Origin of the sequence: Bacillus sp. JJ1503 (genome assembly GCF_036965125.1) — a bacterium.
Classification (GTDB): domain Bacteria; phylum Bacillota; class Bacilli; order Bacillales; family Cytobacillaceae; genus Cytobacillus.
Map to the genome: position 1 here is coordinate 1 of NZ_JBALOZ010000415.1, position 2,951 is coordinate 2,951.

At 33.9% G+C, this 2,951-nt stretch carries 1 protein-coding gene; it reads right to left on the bottom strand.

Annotated elements, in window-relative coordinates; all coding sequences use genetic code 11:
- Window positions 1-559: 559 nt before the first annotated feature.
- Window positions 560-2,869, bottom strand: a complete 2,310-nt coding sequence (locus V7149_RS24125) for an EAL domain-containing protein (RefSeq protein ID WP_335348112.1) — start codon at window positions 2,867-2,869, stop codon at window positions 560-562.
- Between the last annotated feature and the right edge of the window lie 82 nt (window positions 2,870-2,951).

Below are 2,951 nucleotides of genomic sequence, written 5' to 3' on the forward strand. Positions count from 1 at the left end.
GTGGCATTTAGACCAAAGTACAAATAGCAATTAGAATATTGTTTTGTGAAATCATGTATATCTAGTGATTTACATGACAAATTATATTAGGTATTAAGTCGGCCGACTCTTATATGAAGATGAGCAAAAATACCTATTCTAATTACAAAAGTGTACAAAGATTAATAATATAATAGTCAAATATAACTATATGCTAACAGTTTATTATTACCATGTAAATACTTTTTTCGATAAAATTCGCCAAATTTCCACATTTTTCTACATTTCTCAATCTAAATGCAGCTATTCCTGCAACTATGTTTTTCTCAATTCGATCTGTTAAACCCGCAAATAAATTATCTTACCATCATTGATAATAAGTAAAAATTAGATCTATATTCTTTAATAAAATATTGTATTTTATATAGCATAACCAACCAATAAGAAAAATTGTTGTTAGTACGACTCTACTAATCTTTTTACATTATTTCTAATTTCCTCTTTCTAAATCCCTACGCTACTACTTTGGAGTGCTTACTAAATTAACAAAGATAGCATGATTTATCATGGACAAAAACCTTTAACACAGATTAATACTTCCATTATTTATAGGCGCTCTAATAGGCAAAACAATGTCAATGGTTGTCCCTATATTTAGTTCACTATCAATATGTATGGTTCCGCCGTGATCCTGAATAATTTTGTGACAAATCATTAATCCAATTCCTGTTCCCTTTTCTTTTGTGCTATAGAATGGTTCAAATATTCTTTTCATTCGATCTTTAGAAATGCCACAACCTTTATCAATAACACGGATTTTAATTTGTTCTGAACCATCCCATGTTGCTCGAATTGTGATATGTCCACCATTGTCCACCGCTTGAATAGAATTTTGAAGAATATTTATTAATAACTGCTTAATTTGATAATTATCACAATAGATCAGTGGTAATTCGGGATTAATCTTTTGGACAATTTTAATGTTTTTTAGAATGGCTTGTGTACTAATTAATGTAACAACCTTTTGTATCAAATCATTTATATCCGTTTCCAACGTTTGAATTGCTTGTGGCTTAGCCAGCGTTAGGAACTCTTTAATAACCTTTTCAATATCATGAATCTCAGATAACATAATATCGATATATTTGGCTTTGTCTATTTCCTGCTGCATCATTTGAAGAAAGCCTTTTACTGCAGTAAGAGGATTCCTAATTTCGTGTGCAATACCTGCGGCTAATTGTCCGATGACGGACAGGGTTTCCTTCTTTTGTATGAATTCATCTACTTTCTTTCTTTCCGAAATATCTCGTCCTACAACAATAATAGATTCCAATTCTCCATTATCTCCGATTACAGGGTTAAATTGAGCTTCTACATAAAACCAATGACCATCCTGATGCCTAACACGAAACTCTATTTGACCGAGCGTTTTCCTTGTTACAATTTGATTATACTGTTTTTCAATATGTGGGATATCGTCTGGGTGAACCCAGCTTTTTTCTTTACTTTGTTCATCTTCTGTCGGAATAAATCCCAATACTTTTTTATGGGACGGAGAAGCATAAATAATTCTGCCATTTGCATCACAGACAGTGACCAAATCAGTCATATTTTCAGTAATGAGTTGAAAGTTGGATTCACTCTGCTTTAAGGCTTCCTTGACCTTCTTCATCTCTGTAATATCAACACATGAACCAATAACTTCAACCACTTGTCCGTCTCTTAGAATAGGGCGTAATGACACAATGCATTCAATTTTGTTTACTTCACATTCATATGTGACATTATTCTCACCATCCCAGGCCCTCTGATAACATTTATCTTTCACTTCAGCGAAGTTAGAAGGAAGGAAGTCACTTAGCTCCCGACCAATAATTTGTTCTGGAACTAAACCCATTCGATAAAGTAATTCACCATCACATATTGTATGAATGAATTTTCCATTCTTCTTAGTGAATTTGAAAATCATACCTTGCTGTTGCCTGACTGTTTCTGCTAACTCCTGACGAGCGAGTTGCAGCGCTTCTTCTAGCCTTTTTTTATCTGATAGTTCTTTAGGAATTCCATTTTTAGTTATTATTTGTTCTATTTCACCGAATTTGCGTACAACCTGGTTCATGGGTAAAGGTTTACTAAATAAATACCCTTGAGCATGATCACATAAATTTTGCTGAAGAAAAATTAAGTGGTCTTTTGATTCAACCCCTTCGGCAACGACCTCAAGTTTTAATTCATGGGCCATCGCAATAATCGTTTTTACAATAGCTGCATCATTTTTGTCTTCTGTACAATTCCGAATAAAAGATTGATCAATTTTTAATTTATTGATAGGGAGCGCCTTTAAGCGATCAAGTGAGCTATACCCTGTTCCGAAATCATCCAAACTAATTTGAACGCCAATGCTTTTTAATTCCTTCAAAACCTTGATGCCATGTTGGATATCCATCAACATACTCTCGGTTATCTCAAGTTCAAGGAATTCAGGGGAAAGACCAGTTTCATCTATTATTCTCTTAACAACCTCAACTAAATTAGGTTGATAAAGCTGGCGAACCGATAGATTTACTGAAATAACTACAGGCGAAAGGCCTATATCCTGCCAGGCTTTATTTTGCATACAAGCAGTTCTCAAAACCCATTCTCCAATAGGTATGATAAGTCCTGATTCTTCCGCAAGGGGAATAAACTCTGCAGGTGAAATAACCCCTTTCTTTGGATGATTCCAGCGAATCAATGCTTCAATTCCTATGATTTTCCCTGAAGTCAGGCTGAGTTTGGGCTGATAATGTAAGAATAGTTCATCTAGTTCGATTGCATTTCGAAGGCTTTTTTCAAGTTCTAACATTTCGTATCTTTTATGTCTGCTTTGATTCGATAGACTCATTTCCATTTCATAATCGTGCTCCTCAGTAATTGGACTTATCCAATAATATTTTGGAATTACTTACTAATAATCAATTATAAAAATTTCC